Genomic DNA, 17,606 nt, shown 5'->3' on the forward strand with positions numbered 1-17,606 from the left:
AAGGGGCAAAATTCCTTCATCGAGGCGCCTGAACTAGCCCCGCTCCGACGTCGCGTTGGTGGTGCGGGAGCGCCTTCGCGTTCGAAACGAGCTTGTCCCAGAGCTTCGTCGCGCGGAGCGACGGATCCGACTCGGCCCACAGTGCCGCGGAACCGGCGACGTGAGGAGCGGCCATGCTGGTACCTCGCAGTCTCTGATACTTCCGCGGCATCGGAACGGACGAGAAAACGCCCGCCCCTGGCGCGGCGATGTCGATCCCAGTGGTTCCCACTGGAACGCCGGAGGAGAAGTTAGTCAAGCCTAACCGGCTATCAACCGCTGCTACTGACATAATCGTCGGCGAATTAGCCGGAAAGTCGATCGGAGCTATGTATCCGATATCACGACTGCTTGAGTTGCCGGCGGCCGCGATCATCAGCCGCCCTTCGTCGAGAGCAGCTTGTCCTATATCGTCAAAGATCGGGTTCGATGTAGTCGCTGAACCCGCGCTCCTACCACAAGACATCGACATGATGTCACAGCCATCGACCATTGCCTGGTTGATCCCAAGCAACAGCTGACCCTCGCCGCCAGTTCCACCATCGTCGAGTACTTTGTACACGTGCAAGTCGGCTTCGGGCGCAACGCCATAGCGCATGCGATTGTGTGCGGCACGTGGACCTGCCGCGGTGCCGGCGCAATGCGTGCCGTGGCCACGAACATCTCTCGCATCACAGCCGAATGCACTCCAGTACTTGATCAAACGCCCCGCGTAATCGGGGTGCCGCCGGTCGAACCCTGTATCAAGCACAGCAACCTTTATTCCACGACCGCTATACCTGGAGGCACACGCGCCGACGGCTTCAATACCCCAAGTGCATGACAACGAATCTTCGTGCGTCCCAGAATCGTCTTCGCTTACGTCGGTATGCGCAAAGATATAGAACTCTGGATAGATGCGCCGAACACCGGACTTCTTCTCCAAGATGCTGAGCTGGCGATTCTTGTCACCTTCGTCGCCACGCAGCACTGCCACGCCAATATGGTCAAGCAGCACGGCTTCTCCATATTGGACGAGAGGTCCCATGTCGATTTCCACCTCCTTGAAATCACTCGCCGTGGCCACGCGCCCGTTGCCTCGATGAAGCAACTTGATCTCGTCCTTTACATTGAGTCCCTTCTCGAACTGGACAAGATAATTGCCGGTAGGAACAGGTTCATCAAGCCGAGCTGGCCGCTTTGCAGAAGGCGCCATGGAAAACCTTTCGACAATAAGACTCACTCAAAACGCTCAAAGCCTACTACGTGGGGTTGAGGGCCGGAAGCGCCCATCTCACATCTCGCGAGTTACTCCTGATTCTGGGTACATCTTAGCGGCGACGCCGACGAAATGGACCGCCCCATAGGGCCCCAGCCGTAAAGCGTTGAGAAGGCAGCCTTTTGGCCCGATCACCCGCGCACCGAACGGAGCTCAGGGTGCCCACCCAGACCGCGCTACCGTCGTAGCGCGTCCACAGTCCCGGTTCGATCTTCGTATTGTCGACCACCAGCACGTAGGATGGGTTGAGCTCTTGCGAAACCCATCACTCGGTGCGATCGGCGCCACTGCGATCCGCGATTGATCATCGGAGCAATCCTCAAAAGACCGCGAAGTAACGATGGGTTTCGCAAGGGGCTCAACCCATCCTACGAACTTTCAAGCGGCCCACTAAGCCAATATATATCAAGAAGCTGGTAGCCTTCCTGCGAGATTGAGATCACATGGGCGAGCGTCCGCACTACAAGATCATCATCGAGCCGCTTTCGGAGGAAGACGGCGGCGGATTTGTTGCGACCGTGCCCGACCTTCCCGGCTGCATGTCCGACGGCGCCACCGAATTCGAGGCGGTGCAGAACGTGCAGGACGCAATCACGTGCTGGATTGAGGCTGCCGAGGAAGAGCATCGTCCCGTTCCCGTCCCCTCGCACCTGCGACGAGCGGCGGCCGGCTAATCCATTGGCGATGGCACTTGCGGGAGGCCGCGTCTTGCGATCAGCCCGCCGCGATCCGCGATCGATAATCGGAGCAATCCTCAAAGGCCCGCGGAGCGACCGACCGAATTGCGGCGATGGGTTTCGCAAGGGCTCAACCCATACTACGAGCTGCGGAGGTCGGCGTCCTCAGGGGGGATGGAGCGCGGTGGGCCGGGCCGAGGCGCGGGGCCGCCCTGCGCGTTACAGCACCGCCGGGTATGGCGACCACACGCGCGGCGCTATTCCATTTCGTCGCTCTGCGAATGCGCTGCCAGTGCTTTCCGCGCCTGCTGTTCGATGATCCTCACCGCCGCCTCGACGCCCCGCTCGTGGCCCTCGTCGAGAGATTTGTCCCTCATCCAAGCATACAGGTAGACCGCCAAAGCATCCTGCAGTGTCATGGCAGGCTCCTCTCGAACAGCGTCGTATAACCGCTCGGTATGATCCTGCTTTACGCGCACCAACGCAATCAGATGGAGTCTTTAAGTCGAGGTTAAGCTTGATAGCAGCAATGCAATTCAAATTCTGCGGTGGCTGCCGGCGATGGGTTTTGCAAGGGCTCAACCCATCCTAGGCACTTACTAGCCACCCGGTCCTTTGGGGCCATTCCAAATGATTGCCGGCGCCGGTTTCCGCCGCTATCCGCCTCGGCCGACGTTTGACGAGGCGTTGTTGAGCCAGCGTTGCGTTGCCTCGTCGCTCCAGCCTGGGACCGCGAAGCGCACCGGCGGACTGGTATTCGTGCCGGTCCGGTCCACCGCCGGATGGCGTGCGCGGGCGTGATGCACCGTTGCGGCATTTGCCGAAGTGCAGAGGACGAGCAATAGACCCATGGCAAGAAGAGAACGCATCGCACCAGTTCCAATCGAGCAATCGCTCGCGCTTACTTGATGCGCCGATCGGTTCGCCACAACGACAGCGACTTCACGAGCACGAGAGAGAATCGCGAGCCGGGATTGCCTATCCGGCCGCGGTTACTGGCGTTCCTCGTACCTATTGCATTGGCCATCACCCAGGCGCACCCGGTTGAGCTCCTGAAATGGGGGATCACAACGCAGGAGCGTGTACACCTTGTAAGAAGGCGGAGGGACGCGCCAGCAGAGATTCTGTCCCGCTGGTATCTTGTACGTTTCCCCGCTCGACAACGTATAGCTACACGAGGCATCCGGGACGTTCGTCTTCGCCTCCGCATGGGCCTGGGCAATCGAAGCCACCGTGAGGAACGCCACCAACAACATACGCATTGTTCCTACTCCGCATATCTGATCGCACATTCTGGAATTGGGATGCGGACATCGCCGCAACAAGTCACAAATTCCTGAAACGCACGACTGAACGGTTATGAAGGAAGGACGCGTAATCCCATTCGCTGAGGGATTGATAATGTGACTCTGGCCGGCGTCGCGCTTCGATGCTGGATGCCTCGCCCTCCTCGACGTTACACACCTACGCACGCCGACGGCCGGCTGATCAAGATCACCTTCGGCGAGATGCGCAGCGTGGGCGTGCACGGCATCCTGGTCTACTGCCACTGCGGTCATCACGTTGGTTTGGATGCCAATCGTTGGGCTGATGAGATGCGGCTGTCTGATATCGAGCCGCGGTTCGTCTGCGTAGCTTGTGGAAGCCGCGGCTCTGACGTTCGGCCTAACTTCGATCGGGGCAACCCACGACTTGCGAAAATAGGCGTGAAAGAGGCCGCCAACTGAGGCGATCCGTTCCGGGCTAATGAGGAGAGACAAGCGCCGCTATACCGAATGCGACGACGCACGCGGCACCTAGAGACCATAGGGCAATTGCAACTTGCCTAGGCATTCCGGTCCAATGGCGAGGCTTGTTAGCGGTTCCAGGATCAGTCGTGCAGGAAATACATGCTCGTAATAGTCAATAAGACGAGCGCAGCGCCGCCAAACATCGCAATGCCAAAACAGATGCGTGCCGGTATTGAATACGAGTCAAAATGAGGCTGCTTGATCACATTGCACCTCCTCCTCTCCAGCGAGAGTGCAACCGGGCTTTGGCACGCTAACGAGTTTGCGGTTCCATTAAAAGTTAAGGGAACTGACGTGTGTTCAACCCGGGTGGATACAGCCAAAGGCGCAGGCGCGAACCCGGAGATATCACATTGGGAGCGCTGAGGGAGTGCTGAAATTGACCGAAGAACGTCCGGCTCAGATCACGCCCACAATGATCAAGACTCCGATCTCAACCAGTAGGAGTGTACCCGTTGCTGCTGAGATGAGAAACAAATCACCTAGTGACAGGAACTGCATGATTCGCCTCACAATTTGCCCTAGAAGCGGCCCCTGCATCCTTTAGGGCTGGAAGCAGGAGCAGGATGATGGGGCCGCTTCTAGGAGGTCCTTGACGCGTTCGTCCGGCGCCAAGCGTTCTCATCTTAATCCAAATTTAAATCTCGTCCAGCATTTAATCTATTTAATTTTAGCTTATCATTTTAATATTTAATCGGCGGCGCAGAATGTTCAGGATGCGATCGCGTGTTGGATTGAGGCTGCCGAGGAAGACCATCGTCCCATCCCCTCACACTTGCGACGGGCGACGGCCGGCTAAGCTCTGGCCGCGAAAGCATACTCAAACGGATCAAGGGTGCTGAGCACCGCTTGATCCAGATGCGGGCATAGGAACGTTTCGACCGGCCCTGAGTCCTACAGGCAAAATCCATCCGGTATTCCTCGTGGATCGAACGATGGAAAAAGCACTCGCCTATGCCATCTCAGCGGCCCTCGTGGGCTTCGGTCTCTTGATCTTCTTCGCCGGCCTATCCTCCAGCTCGCCCGCCTTATGGACAATCGTCGCGCTGGTCCCGATCACGATCGGGATCGTGAGCGCCTTTGGTCCTGTGTGACTGGGTGTGGAAATCAGGCCTTTAGGTCAGCGCGTCTGTATTTTCCGAATCGGTAACTCGTGTTCGCTCTCTCGTAGTTTCAAAATTGCTGGTGACGCGCGTGAGCCATTTCGTCTCGATGCTTCTGCTTGCGACGGCCCTGATCTTGACGCTGTGCTTCGGAGTGGCAGCCTGGCGCCTCTCAGCGGACAAGGAGGCCGACATCACCGCCACGATTTCGCATCAGGAATACGGCTGGAGGTTAAGGCCCAACAACTGAAGCCCTCGATGCCGGTGACATTGCACCAAGCCCGCCACGCAGGACGGGTTGAGCCCTTTGCGAAACCCTTCACTCGTTGCGATCAGCGCCACCCTGATCCGCGATCGATTATTCGGAGCAACCGTCAAACTGCCGCGGAATGATCGACCAGATTGCCGGCGATGGGTTTCGCAAGGGCTCAACCCATCCTACGCGCTGCTTTGCTTGACGTCCCTTCAGCTTTCCGGCGCCGACGTCGCAGCCGGCACGCTCAGCGGTGCCCCTCCCACCGAAACCGGCCCTACCGGTTTCGGCTGCCGAACCAGCCGTTTGCGCATCGCTGCGGACAGTCCATAGCGGGCATTCGCTCGTCGGATGGAGGACGTGACGTCCGACATCATCACATTCTGCAGCGAGTCGACCTTCGCGATCAGCGTGGACAGCTGCGAGGAGATCTTCTTCACATCGACCCGCTCGTCCGTGATGCTCTGCCGCAGGGACAGCAGCACCATTGAATCCTGCTGCAGCAGGGCTGCATTTTGCTGCAAGGCCTGATTGTTCTCCTGCAGCGAAGCCGTGTGTTGCTGCTGGGCCGACTGGATCTCCTTCAAGGCGGCCGCAACCGGATCCGGCTTCGGCGCGGGCGCTTGCTGGCGCGGAAGCAGCTCAGCCAGGCTGGTGACATTCAGCGACGGCAAGCCGGACGGCAACGTATAGATGGCCGCCGCGCCGTTGATGGCCAGGGCACATACCGCTAGCAGCAGGACCGTTTTCCGGCTGGGCCGTTTGATCGGCGCTGGAGCTTCCGGGCCTGCGGGTTCGTGCGCTGCTGCGGCGGCAGCAAGGGCTACGGCGTCGAGTTCTTCGGCGAAGCTTGGCGTTTCGAAGGTCGTGGTCACGTTCTTGACCCCAATGAGCGAGCAACAGGAAGCCGTCGCCGGAACGTCCTCGCGACAGCTCCTTTACGCAGCACCCATCTCCAACTGCCTAAAATTGTGGTCTTTTCGGATTAATTCCACGTTAGCGGCTCGGCCGGCTGACCGACCCGGCGACCCCGGTCGATTACGGATCTGCACGCTACGTTGCACCACCGAGCACCCGGCCCGCGGGTCACCCCGTCTTGCTCGGCAACCTTCGCTCGACGGATTTTCCGAAGTTGGCATAATGCCACTGTTTTGCCCGACGGGTCAAACGGGCCAGGCGTTGCAGGTCAAAGTGTCGGAGGTCCGTCGTCCAGAGACGCGACACGACGTGAGCAGCTGGACCTGATCCGGATCGTGGGCCGCATTCGCTTCGGCCCACGCCATTGGTCCCGGCCGGCCTTTCCCGCACTGGAGAAGACATTATGACAGAAGCACTTAGCTACTGTGCATGGGGTTGTTTTCGCATTTTGATGCGCCCTGCCCCCATCCAGCAGCTCGAACAGCTCCTCCTCCGCTCGAGCCGCGCGTTCCCCATCGGGCTGCGGTAGCGCGCGATGGTCCATTGCGCCGAGCCTGTCCGTTCGCCCTTCGCTCGCAGATTACAGACCTGGCCCTATCGGGCTCGGAACGCGCCTGGGCGACACATTCGTTCGTCGGTCGACCTGCGCTTTGGCATCCAGCACCTTGTCTCCAGCTCGTGCGGCTCGCGGCTGACTGATCTGATCCGAAAGGCTCGAGCCTCTCCCGGACAGACTTTCTGAACCAGCACCGGTGTTTCCTTGAGCCTGTGCTGCCGGCCGGAATCTGTTTTGGGAGGCCGCCGAACCAGTGGCCATTTGGTCCTCATTGCTGGTGCCGCTTCCAATCGCGCCGATCGGCAGGCCATTTTGAGCGTGACCAACCCCGGCATTTCTCGCGGCCTGGGCTGCCGCCCGCGACCTCGCGGGCGTGGCGGGCTGAACGTTCGGATTGATCGGCTCGTTGTTGGTGCCCAGGTTTCCGCCGATGGCGGTGTCTTTCGTCCCCATGCCCGGAGGCGCTGAGGGACCTGCATTGCCCGCACTCGTTCCCATTCCAGAAGGTGCCGAGCCGCCGGCGCTACCCGGCCCCGTTCCCATGCCCGCTCCTGCGGACCCGGCATTTGCGCCGCCTGCTTGCGCCAGAGCCAACAGACATGAGCTTGCGACAATCGCGACAATGACCGGAGGGATGACATGGGACATCGGACAATCTCCTTCGCCCACGCCCAATTGACTATAATCGTGGAACAGGGTTCCCGCTACGAATTCGCAATGATCCGCGCTGACGAAGGCGCGAGCCCCTCACCCCTCATCCAGCAGCTCGAACAGCTCCTCCACGCGCTCGAACGGCGCATGGCGCATCGGGCTGTGATAAACGACGCGGTCGCCGTCGCGCTGCAACGACTTGCCCCGCGACTTCCGCAAGCGTCCGGGCAGGAACGTCACCGCCGCAGCTTCAGGGCCGACGTCCAGCCGGATGATGCCTCTGCGCTTGCACTCGATCCTGAGCTTGGCCGCGGCGAAGAAGTCGCGCGCGACCTTCGGCAAGGGCCCGAAGCGGCGGGAGGTTTCCTCCTCGAGGTCGTCGAGATCGTCATCGCTGCTGCATCGTGCGGCGCGCGCATAGAGCTCGAGCCGCACCGGCTCGGACTGCACATAGCTCTCGGGCAACATGTCCCCGACCGGCAGGTTCAGGTCGGGCACCCACACTGCGGCGCGCTCTTCGTCCGCCTTCTCGGAGGCCATTTTCAGGAGGTGGCTGTAGAGCACCGGCCCGAACACCTGGACGTGGCCGGATTGCTGCTCGGAGAACAGGTCACCCGCACCCCTGAGATCGAGGTCGCGCTCGCTGATGGCAAAGCCGGCGCCCGGCCGGCTGAACTCCTCGAGCACGGCGAGCCGCTTCTCGGACTGTCCGGACTCCGTCTCGGTCAAGAGATGTGCGAAGGCGCGGATGCCGCCGCGGCCAACGCGTCCGCGCAGCTGGTGCAGCTGGGCAAGGCCGAACTTTTCCGGCCAGCACACCACGATGGTGTTGGCGCGGGGAATGTCCAAGCCGCTCTCTACGATGTTTGTCGCGAGCAGGACGTCGGCTCCGCCCTCGACGAAGCTCATCATGCGGTCGTCGAGCTCGTCGGCAGGCAGTTTGCCATGCAGACAGACGATGCGCAGGTCAGGCGCCACCGCCTGCACCCGAGCCAGCATCGGATCGAGATCATGGATGCGCGGACAGATCAGAAAACTCTGGCCGTGGCGGCGCTGCTCGCGCAGCAGTGCGGAGGCAATGGCCGCGTCCGATAGCGGCGCGATCCTGGTTGCGACCGGAAGCCGGTGCACCGGAGGCGAAGCGATCACGCTGAGGTCGCGGAAGCCGGCAAGGCCGGCGGCGAGCGTCCGCGGGATCGGCGTCGCGCTCATCATCAGCACATGGACGTTCTTGGCAAGGCCGGCGAGCTTGGCCTTCTCGGCCGCGCCAAAATGCTGCTCCTCGTCGATGATGACGAGGCCGAGATCGTCGAACTTGACGTCCTTGCCCGTGAGCGCCTGCGTGCCGATCACGACCTTGATGCGGCCGCTGCGCAGTCCCTCCTTGGTCTCCCGCAGCTCAGCGCCCGATGTCGCGCGCGACAGGTTGCCCACCTCGATGCCGAACGGCGCGAAGCGCTTCTGGAACGTCGCGACGTGCTGCCGGGCCAGCACCGTCGTCGGCACCGCGACCGCCACCTGCTTGCCCGACAGCACCACCGCGGCCGCGGCCCGCAGCGCCACCTCGGTCTTGCCAAAGCCGACGTCGCCGCAGATCACCCGGTCCATGGGATGACCGGATGCAAGATCGTCCAGCACGTCGTTGATCGCCTTGGCCTGGTCGATCGTCGTGAAGTAAGGGAAGCGCGCGACGAACTTCTCGTAGGCCGATCCCGGCGGCACCAGCTTTTCGCCGCGCCGCCGGCGGCGCTGGCTGATGTGCTTGGCGAGCACCTTGCCGGCGCTCTGGATTTCGCGCTCGGCCTCGCCGCGGCGCGCCCACCATGTGCTGCCGTCCGCCTTGTCGAGCGTCAGCTTGCCGAGCTCGGCTGCGTAAGGCCACATCAAGGCGAGATCGGGCGGTGGCACCAGTACCGCGTTGTCGCCGGTGAACTTCAGGCGGATCATCTCGCGCATGGCGCCGCCGCCGGTGTTGACGGTCTGCAAGCCGTCGAGCACGGCAAGGCCGCGCTGGAGATGGACCACCACCGTGCCCTGCTCGGGCACATCGGCATGGTCGAAGGCCGCACTCCAGGCCCGCGCCATCGGCTGCGGATGATGCGCGCGGCTGCCGAGCACGTCGGACGCCGTCACCACGACCAGGGGCTTCTTCCCTGGCACGACGAAGCCGGCATCGAGATCGGCCAGCAGCGCCGCCTCGCCGCCTCGCTTGCGCGTCGCCTCGTCCCAGTCTTCGCAGCGCTCCGCCTTGAGGCCGCTCATCCGCTCCATCACGCGCAGATCGTCCTCGTGCGCGGCGACGAGGATCAGTCGCGATCCGGCCCGGCGTGTCTCCTCGACAAAGGCCCGCAGCGCCTTCCTGGAGGACGTCAGCTTCGAAAACTCCGGGATGGGTTGGAAGGACGCCGTCCGCGGCAGCACCTTCATGCCCTTGGAGAGCTGCTTCCAGTCGCGCCGTCCGAGATATTCGCGTTCCCGCTCCGCCCGGCCTGCGGCTTCCTCGATCGTATCAAGCCATCCGTCGGCGTGTAGCGGGACCCCGGCATCCGCGATCCATTTCGCGCCCCCGCAATAGTCGAACAGGCTCGCGCGCTTGCCGCGTTTGCCGGCAAGGCCAAGCCGCTCCGACATGGGATCGACGAGCAGCTCCCTGGTCTCGAAGATGATCCTGTGCTCATGCGGGTCGAACGCCACGATCCGCTTGATCGCATGTTGCGAATGCTCGATCCGGAATGGCCCCAGCGCGCCCGCGGGAAATATCTCGAAGGTCTGCCCGTGGAACAGCGCCCCGCCTGGATAGTCCGGTTCATCGTCGAGATCGTATCCCAGGGCCTCGAGGCGGGTCTCGAGGTCCCGCTCGGAGAACGTGCCACCCACCTTCAAGCTCAGGCTCAGGCGCGACAGGCTCGCCGGCGGCGGGAGGCGCTCCATCACGGCTTCCGCGGTCGACACCAGAAACAGGGGGTTCTTGGATCTTGCGAGGCGCCTCAGCACGGAGGCTCTGCGCCCCGCGAGCTCGTGCGACGGCTCCAGCTGATCGAACGGCAAAGTGTTCAATCGCGGAAACACCAGCACCTCGCAGGATGGGTCGAGCGCGTGAATGACGCTGCCCAGCCGCTCCGCCCTGTTCTCGTTCTCGGCGAGAAAGACGATGCCACGGCGTCCGGACTGCTTCCATTGCGCAAGCAGATGGAGGGCCATCATGCCGAGGGGCGACGAGGACGAGATCGTGGCGCGCTGCGATCCTTTGCTCTTCTTCGGCGCCTTCTTGGCCACCCCTGCCTTTTTGGAAAGCCTCACTTGAACCCGTTTCTCTTGAAGCGTCGCAAACTGAATGCGAGCCGCCTTGATCTCGAATCGGCAGCTCGCCGCCATGCATATGGGATTTGCCCCGCGAACGCACCCCTCGCGGGCAACGTCCGGGGACGCCATTGCGATCCCGCCAGCTTGGCCATCGATCGCCCAGCACATCGGAACTGGCTCCGTTCCGGCGCGTGAAATGCGGCCCGTGCTCTCGATGCGAAGGTCAATGCGATCGCGGCGCTCTCCGCAGTAGCAGGCACGAAAAAGCCCCAGCGCTTGGAGCCACGCTGGGGCATTCGTTCAAAATGAAGCGGTTAAGCAATGACGTCTTCATAGCAGCGGTTTCGCCGCGCGCTTGTGAACTAGTTCACACGCGTGCGCAAACGACCTCAGTGCGAAGGCCCTGAGGTCGCCAACCTTTGTGGGGAAGGTTTTCTCGCGGCCCGGGGGCTTTTGGGGTTGGGGATGGGCCGGGAGCCAAGAATCTACGCACGAGGCGCAGAGTCGTTCCAGGCAGACGGGCGGGAAGTCCGCCGGCGCGGTCGGCGCAATGTCGGCTCGATCTATCAGGAACGGGGTACCACATCCTTCCGGTTTGGGCTTGCGCAAGCAGCGCGCTAGGATGCCTCCTTTGACGGAGGCTCATTTGAAACCATTCATTTTCATCGGCGCCATCGCGCTGCTTGCGACGGCCCCCGCCCACGCACAGACGCTGGTCGATCCCAACAAGGTTGCTCCCGAATATCGCGAGGCAGCCGAGAAGCGCCGGGCCGAGCAGTTGCGCCAGCGTGAATGCGCGCTGAAAGCGGATCTCGAGAAGGTGCTGCCCAGGGATCGTACCGCCTTTCTCAACCACTGCCTGGAGACGATGGCGGCCAAGCAATAGCGGCTGGCTGACTGTTCCAACTGGCGTCTTCCGTCGCCGGCCGGTGGCGGTCGGCCGCGCGCGTTCCGCCAGCATCCAGCCACGAAGGCATTCAAGCTTTCTTCAGACATTTGGGATCAGCTGACGATCCATTTTCAAAGCCATCGTTGTCCGCGCATGAGTTCGGTCCAGATTCAGTGCACGCGGTGCAAGAACGTGTTTCGCGATCGCGCCGGGCGGTTGCAGGACGGCTATTCCAGACAATGTCCGAGTTGCGAAGTGGTGCTGTTCTTCGCCGAGGACTCCCAACATCCCTTCATCAAGCGCGCGATGCGCAATGCGCGCAAGGTCCGCAAAGAGATACGGGAGGCCGAGGCCGTCAGGCTCGCGGCTCCGGAGCTGCACCCGGCCCGGCGGTCGAGGTCATTCGCCGGGCGAACGCGATCGGCGGAGCGGGAGGACTAGCTCAGCTCCGCCGCCGCTTCCTCGGAAACAGGCGGTCGCGGATGTAGCGCGAGGTCGGCGTCAGGCGGATGCCGCGGGGCTTCTGCCAGGCGGCGCGGTCGATCTCCTTCTTGTCGCCGATCGCCAGCCTGCCCTTGGCGGACTTGGCGATGAAGATCGCGTCACTCATCTTGCGGCCGGAGCGCTTGTTCCTCGCCTTCACTTCCTTCCAAAGGCTGATCCTGCCGAGCTTCAGCTTGGGCAGCTCCTCCTTGATCTCCCGCCGCAGGCAGTCCTTCTCCGACTCGCGCGCACGCTTGCGGCCGCCCGGGAACATCCACAGGCCATCCGACCGGCGTCTGACCAACAGTACCTTGCCGCGCCTGGCGGCGACCAGCTTGGAAGACCTCGCCATTGCTGCCGTCATCGAAAACAGAATCGAGCCAATCGTAACTTGTCTAGTCGGATAGACAAGTTCGCGGCACGCCTTGATCACAGGACGCCTTGATCACAGGACGCCAGCCACCGGGGCCTTGGCACGGCCGGCAGACCGCGGCGTCGGGGCGCGAGATCAGTCCTTCCCGACTTCCACCCGATCCTCGGTCCTGATCCAGGCCATCATCATTTCCCAGGCCACCGACAGGATGATCGGTCCGATGAACAGTCCGACGATGCCGTGGGCCAGGGTGCCGCCGATCACGCCGACGAAGATCACGATGGTCGGTGTGGTCAGGCCGCGCCCCATGACGAGCGGCTTCAACATGGTGTCGATGAAACCGACGACGACGAGAAACACGGTGAGGAGCAGCGCCGTGGTGACGTCCTTGGCGGTCCAGATCCAGATGATCACCGGCAGCAGCACGAGGAAAGCACCGATCTGCACGATCGAGAGCAGCAGCACGATGAAGGCGAGAAGGCCCGCGCTCGGCACCGAAGCGAGCTTGAAGCCGATGCCGGCGAGCAGCGCCTGCACGATCGCGACGCCGATCACGCCCTGCGCCACGGCGCGGATGGTCGCGCCCGCAAGCGATAGGAAATGCTCGCTCTGCTCCGGCACGATGCGAAACAGGAAGCTGCGCCCGGCCGCGACCAGCCGCGGCCCATGCGGAAACAGGAAGCCGGCGACGAACACGGAGACGAGAAACTGGAGCGTGCCGACGCCGGCGTCGCCCGCGAGCGAGAGCAGCGGACCCGCCAGCGGCTGAAGATACGGCGCCACCTCGCGCACCACCGCCCGAACGTTATTGTAGGCTTGGTCCCAGAGCTCATAGAGCCAGGGGCCGACGAGCGGCCACGATTTGAGCTGCTCCGGCGCCGACTGGAGCACGAGGTCACCGGTGCCGAGCTGGTGTGCCAGCTCGCGCACGCCGTCGACCGCGCTGATGCCGAGCCAGGTCGCCGGACCAATGACGATGCCCAGCGTGATCAGGGTCAGGATCGCCGCTGCGGTCTTGGGCCGGCCGCCGAGGATCTTGGCAACCCAGCTGAACGCCGGATAGAACGCGACCGCCAGCACGCCGCTCCAGGCCAGGATCGGCACGAACGGACGGATGATCAGGAAGGTCCAGATGATCAGCAGGGCGAGCAGGCCGAGCCGGATCACGAGCTGGATGACGTCCTCTCCCGTCAGGAGCTGACGGAGGCTTTTCACGGGCACAGCTTTCCTTGCGGCATGAACGCAACTTCCGGCGCTTGCGAGGCCCAGCCGTTATTGCCAGCAACTCATCCTGCGTCAAGGCGACTGGAACTGACCATGCTCCCGATTGGGAACAGATCGGGCCATTCCGCATTCCGAGACGATGACGCCCCTGCCCGTGACTCTGGTGGGCCGGCGGATATCGCATCGCCTGCGCTCCAGCCCGGCTTGGCTAATGCCCGTTAACCGGATTTCCCCGCGCCAGTTTACCCCGCCGCAAACGCTGGCGCCTACTGTGGACCGAGGTCACCGAAACACATTCTGGGCAATGGCCAACAGCATCTGGACGATCGAAGAGTTCACCTGTGCGGGTTGCGGCATGAACTACACCGCGACCCGAGAGGAGCACAGCGAGGCCCACACCGGCAGCTTCAAATGCGGCATCTGTAGCGGCGTCGTGCACACCTGGTCCGGCAAGCATCATTTCTTCGGCTGGCAAGCCGTGAAGACGAGGCCGCCTGTGTTCGGGAGGCGTTGGGCGGACGTCGAGTGGTAAGCTGTCCACGGCGTCACAGGATCGGCCGAATTGCACCGGCGCCGTTTGGACTCCGTTCACCGATCGCCGCTAGATCAGCATGGATCCTCCGCGTCGAACCCCATGGCCGACCTCAACGCCGTCCTTACCAGGCTTAACGACCGCCTGCTCCGCCTCGAGGGCGAGCTGTTCGTGCTGCGCTCGCTGGCGCGAGCGACGCTGACCGCGGGCGACGACCATGCGGCACGCATGCGCAAGCTGGTCGAAGCCGCAAAAGTCGCGCTCGACGACGAGGCCAAGCGCCCTCTCGACAAGCCGACCCGCAAATATGTCGATGCGGCAACCGCACTGGTGGAGGAGCTGCTGGTCGAGCCGACGCCGGCGCGGCCGCTGTTCACGGTGATTGACGGCGGCCGGCGCGACTGAGCGCGCCCGCCTTGGCACGGCGATCGATTATCGCCCGTACATGCCGGGAGCGCGTGCGCTGTTCGGATAGCATTGTCCGCGCGAATAGTTGTAATCGTAGCCGTCCGGACACAGCCCGCCGCGTCGTCCGTAGTATTCGGGAGCGCCGTAAGCGCCGGGCGCATGCGCCCTGTTCGGATAGCAACGGCCATTCGCGTAATTGTAATCGTAACCGTGCGGACAGAGGCCGCCGCCCCCGTAGCCGTAGCCTGGCCCGGGATCCCGGGTGTAGACACCCGGCGCGTGATAGTCATTGGGATAGCAGCGGCCGTTCGAGTGGTTGAAATCATAGCCGTGCGGACATTGTCCGCCCGGACCACCTCTGAACTGAACTTGCTCCACCATGGGCGCCGGCGGTGCCGCAGGCACGGTTGCGAACGCAAGCAGGCCGGCCAGCGCAAGCTCGATCATGACGACTCCTCCAAATCACGGGGACAAGCCTATCAGGATTCGTGTCCCACGAAACGATCTGACGATTGAGACACGGCAGGCCTGAACCGTGCATGAACCAGGCTCGGACTGCGACGATGCGTCGGCCCCCGATCCCGCGCAACGACGCAGACCTCTAGATCGCCTTGGAATTCTCCGCCTTGAGCCGGTTGAGCCCCGCCTCGATGATCGCGATCTCCTCGTTGATCTGGCCGATCGGCAGGCTGAAATCATAGCCGGACCTGCTCTTCAGGTCGACCGCGAGCCGCTGCCTGTGCATCATCAGCTCGTCGAGTCCACGGCGGTTCTTCAGACGCACATAGGCGTCGACGATCTGCTCGATTGCGCTCGGCATGAAATCTGTCCCGGCGAAAAGGCCCGGCGGCGCGCCCACGCCGGCGGACGTTTTCGTGTCGCGGTACGCAATACAAATCCGCGACGGATTCGTCGATACGCCTAGCTGGTTGAGATCGTGTTACCGTCCGATGATTTCGTGATGCACGGTATGAAAAGCCCGCCGGCGATCACGCCAGCGGCCAAAACCAGGTTAACGCTAGTCGGTGACGCAGAAATAGGTGCGCGGCAATCTGCGATAGGCGCCGTAGCGGTAATATGGCCGGTAGGCATAGCCGCGATAGAGCGCCGGCGGCTCCTCGCCGTAATAGGCGCGATGATAGAAATTGATCACCGGCCCCTGGGCGCAACGATAGGCGTCCCAGGTCGGCCCCACGAACGGCGCGACCCCGGTCTCGGGCGGGACCGCCGGATACGGCCCACCAGCATGGGCCGAAGTGGCCGCCATCAGTGTCGCGAAAACGAAAAACCGGACGCTGCGCATGCGCTCGCTCCCGAGCCGGTGCAATACCCGCATGGAAGCACCGGAGCGATCGACTGCGCAATCCCTGAGTTCGCCGCAGCCACACGGCGCATTGTTGATAACCCACGCAAACGCCGCGCGGGTGGTGACAGGGCGTACGGACGTGTTATCGGGGGATGACGCAGTTGCGAGACGGATCGGACACCCATGCGCATTACCCTCGTCGGCTCCCGCCATTTCGGCGTGACCACCCTGAACATGCTGCGGGAGCACAGCATCGCGGTCGTCCGGGTCGTGGTGACCGATGCCGAGGATCGCCTCGCCGCGACAGCCAGGGCCGCCGGCATCGAGGTCGTGGTCCAGGCCAATCCGAAACTGGTGGTGGCGTCCGAGATTGCCCCCGACACCGATCTGATCATCACCGCGCACAGCCACGCCCGCATCGGCAAGGACGCGCTCGCTGCCGCCAAGTTCGGCGGGATCGGCTATCACCCCTCGCTGCTGCCGCGCCATCGTGGCAAGGCCGCGGTGGAATGGACCATCAAGGAAGGCGATCCGGTCGCTGGCGGCACGATCTACCATCTCGCCGACCGCATGGACGCCGGCGCGATCGCCGCCCAGGACTGGTGCTTCGTCAAGAAGGGCGAGACCGCACGGGAGCTCTGGGAGCGCGCGCTGGCGCCGCTCGGGCTCAAGCTGCTGGCCGACGTGATCGACTACGTCAAGGTCCACAAGGCGTTGCCCGCCAAGACTCAGGACGAACAGTTCGCGACCTCCGCGCCAAGCCTTTCCTGAGTCGGCTTTTCCTGAGTCGAGCCTTTCCTGAGTCGCCCTGACGTTTACCCTTAACGTGAGGGCGCCTTGATTCCACTTCGAAAATTGGGGCCAAAAGCGCAAATAAACCATTGTTCCCACAGGAACAATTTTCGCTTTGGCATTGCAACAAATTTCCGTCACATTTCGACCGAATAACCGTCAGCATATCAGACACATTCAAGGACGAATTCATGCGTTTTGGTCGCATTGCGGTGTTCTGTGCCGCCTCAGTTTTCGCCGGCACCCTCGCCGCCCCCGCCTTTGCCCAGAGCCCCTATGACGGCAACTGGCACGTCACCATCGTGACCAAGAGCGGTTCATGCGAACCGACCGCGAGCTCCATGCTGACGGTTGCCGATGGCAAGATCACTGCGCCCGGCGCTAACGTTTCCGGCACCATCGGTAGCGGGGGACTTGTGAAAGTTTCGATCAATGGTGCATATGCCAACGGTCAACTCAACGGCAACGCCGGATCGGGGAAGTGGAATGGAGCATCAGCAGGCATACCGTGCAGCGGGCGCTGGGAAGCATCGCGCCAATAAACCAACGAAGGTTCGTGCCCGGAACCGGCGGTTGCTGATCGCGGCCGCCGGTTTTTTTGCGGCCGCAGCCGCCAATTCCGAAAGCAAGGCGCAATCCGGTCCGTTCGCTCCGATGGCGGGGAGCTGGAGCGGCGGCGGCACCGTCAGCCTCGAGGACGGATCGACGGAACGCATCCGCTGCCGCGCCAAATATGCTCCCATCGGGCCCACGATGGAAATGACGCTGACCTGTGCCAGCGACGCCTACAAGTTCATCCTCTCCGCCAACGTTCAGTCGGCGGGCAATGCCATTTCGGGAAGCTGGGCCGAGGCCAGCCGCAACATCTCCGGCTCGCTCCAGGGCCGCGGCGGCGGCGGAAACTTCGAGGTGGTCGCCTCCGCCGCAGGCTTCAACGCCAACATCGCGCTGAGGACCAGCGGCAACAAGCAGACCGTCACGATGCGCGCGGACAGCCAGTTCCGCGGCGCCAGCATCTCGATGACGCGCTAAGGCGAACCGCAGTTACGAC

19 protein-coding genes are annotated in these 17,606 nt (G+C 62.7%); 10 read left to right on the forward strand and 9 right to left on the reverse strand.

Translation table 11 applies throughout. The annotated features are described in order from the left end of the window. Positions 1–16 precede the first annotated feature (16 nt). Positions 17–1,234, reverse strand: coding sequence for a S8 family serine peptidase (locus CVM73_RS03550; protein ID WP_100230616.1), 1,218 nt, complete (start codon positions 1,232–1,234; stop codon positions 17–19). A gap of 506 nt (positions 1,235–1,740) precedes the next feature. On the opposite strand from CVM73_RS03550, the gene CVM73_RS03555 reads away from it, so the two are divergent. Further along, positions 1,741–1,971 (forward strand): type II toxin-antitoxin system HicB family antitoxin, encoded by a 231-nt coding sequence (locus CVM73_RS03555; protein WP_100230617.1) that lies wholly within the window; start codon positions 1,741–1,743, stop codon positions 1,969–1,971. 260 nt (positions 1,972–2,231) lie between these two features. On the opposite strand, the gene CVM73_RS39635 is transcribed toward CVM73_RS03555, so the two are convergent. Continuing rightward, the gene (locus CVM73_RS39635) at positions 2,232–2,393 is read right to left on the reverse strand and encodes a hypothetical protein (protein WP_158237536.1); all 162 of its coding nucleotides are present in this window, start codon (positions 2,391–2,393) and stop codon (positions 2,232–2,234) included. 2,306 nt (positions 2,394–4,699) lie between these two features. Here CVM73_RS39635 and CVM73_RS39985 point away from each other — a divergent pair. Next, positions 4,700–4,858, forward strand: a complete 159-nt coding sequence (locus tag CVM73_RS39985; RefSeq protein ID WP_164936882.1) for a hypothetical protein — start codon at positions 4,700–4,702, stop codon at positions 4,856–4,858. A gap of 100 nt (positions 4,859–4,958) precedes the next feature. Further along, positions 4,959–5,117, forward strand: a complete 159-nt coding sequence (locus CVM73_RS39990) for a hypothetical protein (protein ID WP_167406574.1) — start codon at positions 4,959–4,961, stop codon at positions 5,115–5,117. Positions 5,118–5,332: 215 nt separating this feature from the next. On the opposite strand, the gene CVM73_RS03585 is transcribed toward CVM73_RS39990, so the two are convergent. Further along, entirely contained in the window at positions 5,333–5,995 is a 663-nt protein-coding gene (locus tag CVM73_RS03585) for a hypothetical protein (protein ID WP_167406599.1), read from the reverse strand. Positions 5,996–7,341: 1,346 nt separating this feature from the next. Next, positions 7,342–10,449, reverse strand: a complete 3,108-nt coding sequence (locus tag CVM73_RS03595; RefSeq protein WP_167406623.1) for a DEAD/DEAH box helicase — start codon at positions 10,447–10,449, stop codon at positions 7,342–7,344. A 745-nt stretch (positions 10,450–11,194) separates the two neighbouring features. Between CVM73_RS03595 and CVM73_RS03600 the strand changes: the two genes are divergently transcribed. Both CVM73_RS03600 and CVM73_RS03605 read left to right on the forward strand, forming a co-directional pair. Further along, positions 11,195–11,434, forward strand: coding sequence for a hypothetical protein (locus tag CVM73_RS03600; RefSeq protein WP_100230624.1), 240 nt, complete (start codon positions 11,195–11,197; stop codon positions 11,432–11,434). A 156-nt stretch (positions 11,435–11,590) separates the two neighbouring features. Continuing rightward, on the forward strand, positions 11,591–11,878 hold the full coding sequence (locus tag CVM73_RS03605; protein ID WP_100230625.1) for a hypothetical protein: 288 nt from the start codon (positions 11,591–11,593) through the stop codon (positions 11,876–11,878). A 1-nt stretch (position 11,879) separates the two neighbouring features. On the opposite strand, the gene CVM73_RS03610 is transcribed toward CVM73_RS03605, so the two are convergent. Together CVM73_RS03610 and CVM73_RS03615 are read right to left on the reverse strand one after the other, a co-directional pair. Then, complete coding sequence (locus CVM73_RS03610; protein WP_208639162.1) at positions 11,880–12,272, reverse strand: NUDIX hydrolase; 393 nt, start codon at positions 12,270–12,272, stop codon at positions 11,880–11,882. Between the two features lie 156 nt (positions 12,273–12,428). Further along, the gene (locus CVM73_RS03615; protein WP_100230627.1) at positions 12,429–13,514 is read right to left on the reverse strand and encodes an AI-2E family transporter; all 1,086 of its coding nucleotides are present in this window, start codon (positions 13,512–13,514) and stop codon (positions 12,429–12,431) included. Between the two features lie 307 nt (positions 13,515–13,821). On the opposite strand from CVM73_RS03615, the gene CVM73_RS03620 reads away from it, so the two are divergent. Together CVM73_RS03620 and CVM73_RS03625 are read left to right on the forward strand one after the other, a co-directional pair. Then, positions 13,822–14,049, forward strand: coding sequence for a hypothetical protein (locus CVM73_RS03620; protein ID WP_100230628.1), 228 nt, complete (start codon positions 13,822–13,824; stop codon positions 14,047–14,049). Positions 14,050–14,151: 102 nt separating this feature from the next. Next, complete coding sequence (locus CVM73_RS03625) at positions 14,152–14,454, forward strand: hypothetical protein (protein ID WP_027575377.1); 303 nt, start codon at positions 14,152–14,154, stop codon at positions 14,452–14,454. 27 nt (positions 14,455–14,481) lie between these two features. Here CVM73_RS03625 and CVM73_RS03630 read toward each other — a convergent pair whose 3' ends face one another. The 3 genes from CVM73_RS03630 to CVM73_RS03640 form a co-directional block, all read right to left on the reverse strand. Then, a complete protein-coding gene (locus CVM73_RS03630; protein WP_100230629.1) occupies positions 14,482–14,904 on the reverse strand; it encodes a hypothetical protein in 423 nt (140 codons plus the stop codon). 154 nt (positions 14,905–15,058) lie between these two features. Beyond that, positions 15,059–15,277, reverse strand: a complete 219-nt coding sequence (locus tag CVM73_RS03635) for a hypothetical protein (RefSeq protein WP_100230803.1) — start codon at positions 15,275–15,277, stop codon at positions 15,059–15,061. Between the two features lie 198 nt (positions 15,278–15,475). After that, positions 15,476–15,760 carry a hypothetical protein gene (locus CVM73_RS03640; RefSeq protein WP_100230804.1) on the reverse strand — a complete coding sequence of 95 codons (285 nt, stop codon included), beginning with the start codon at positions 15,758–15,760 and terminating at the stop codon, positions 15,476–15,478. A 186-nt stretch (positions 15,761–15,946) separates the two neighbouring features. Between CVM73_RS03640 and CVM73_RS03645 the strand changes: the two genes are divergently transcribed. The 3 genes from CVM73_RS03645 to CVM73_RS03655 all read left to right on the forward strand — a co-directional run bounded on the left by CVM73_RS03645 (position 15,947) and on the right by CVM73_RS03655 (position 17,587). Continuing rightward, the gene (locus tag CVM73_RS03645) at positions 15,947–16,534 is read left to right on the forward strand and encodes a formyltransferase family protein (RefSeq protein ID WP_100230630.1); all 588 of its coding nucleotides are present in this window, start codon (positions 15,947–15,949) and stop codon (positions 16,532–16,534) included. 212 nt (positions 16,535–16,746) lie between these two features. Beyond that, positions 16,747–17,097 (forward strand): hypothetical protein, encoded by a 351-nt coding sequence (locus tag CVM73_RS03650; RefSeq protein WP_100230631.1) that lies wholly within the window; start codon positions 16,747–16,749, stop codon positions 17,095–17,097. Continuing rightward, positions 17,042–17,587 (forward strand): hypothetical protein, encoded by a 546-nt coding sequence (locus tag CVM73_RS03655; RefSeq protein WP_167406600.1) that lies wholly within the window; start codon positions 17,042–17,044, stop codon positions 17,585–17,587. Before CVM73_RS03650 ends, CVM73_RS03655 begins: the two co-directional genes overlap by 56 nt. Positions 17,588–17,606 lie beyond the last annotated feature (19 nt).

The organism is Bradyrhizobium forestalis (assembly GCF_002795245.1).
In the GTDB taxonomy this organism is placed as follows: Bacteria; Pseudomonadota; Alphaproteobacteria; order Rhizobiales; family Xanthobacteraceae; genus Bradyrhizobium; species Bradyrhizobium forestalis.

Coding starts and splice junctions, on each gene's coding strand:
- CVM73_RS03550 (WP_100230616.1), bottom strand. CDS start 1,234: ATGGCGCCTTCTGCAAAGCGGCCAGCTCGGCTTGATGAACCTGTTCCT.
- CVM73_RS03555 (WP_100230617.1), top strand. CDS start 1,741: ATGGGCGAGCGTCCGCACTACAAGATCATCATCGAGCCGCTTTCGGAG.
- CVM73_RS39635 (WP_158237536.1), bottom strand. CDS start 2,393: ATGACACTGCAGGATGCTTTGGCGGTCTACCTGTATGCTTGGATGAGG.
- CVM73_RS39985 (WP_164936882.1), top strand. CDS start 4,700: ATGGAAAAAGCACTCGCCTATGCCATCTCAGCGGCCCTCGTGGGCTTC.
- CVM73_RS03595 (WP_167406623.1), bottom strand. CDS start 10,449: ATGATGGCCCTCCATCTGCTTGCGCAATGGAAGCAGTCCGGACGCCGT.
- CVM73_RS03605 (WP_100230625.1), top strand. CDS start 11,591: ATGAGTTCGGTCCAGATTCAGTGCACGCGGTGCAAGAACGTGTTTCGC.
- CVM73_RS03610 (WP_208639162.1), bottom strand. CDS start 12,272: ATGGCGAGGTCTTCCAAGCTGGTCGCCGCCAGGCGCGGCAAGGTACTG.
- CVM73_RS03620 (WP_100230628.1), top strand. CDS start 13,822: ATGGCCAACAGCATCTGGACGATCGAAGAGTTCACCTGTGCGGGTTGC.
- CVM73_RS03625 (WP_027575377.1), top strand. CDS start 14,152: ATGGCCGACCTCAACGCCGTCCTTACCAGGCTTAACGACCGCCTGCTC.
- CVM73_RS03630 (WP_100230629.1), bottom strand. CDS start 14,904: ATGATCGAGCTTGCGCTGGCCGGCCTGCTTGCGTTCGCAACCGTGCCT.
- CVM73_RS03635 (WP_100230803.1), bottom strand. CDS start 15,277: ATGCCGAGCGCAATCGAGCAGATCGTCGACGCCTATGTGCGTCTGAAG.
- CVM73_RS03640 (WP_100230804.1), bottom strand. CDS start 15,760: ATGCGCAGCGTCCGGTTTTTCGTTTTCGCGACACTGATGGCGGCCACT.
- CVM73_RS03645 (WP_100230630.1), top strand. CDS start 15,947: ATGCGCATTACCCTCGTCGGCTCCCGCCATTTCGGCGTGACCACCCTG.
- CVM73_RS03650 (WP_100230631.1), top strand. CDS start 16,747: ATGCGTTTTGGTCGCATTGCGGTGTTCTGTGCCGCCTCAGTTTTCGCC.
- CVM73_RS03655 (WP_167406600.1), top strand. CDS start 17,042: ATGGAGCATCAGCAGGCATACCGTGCAGCGGGCGCTGGGAAGCATCGC.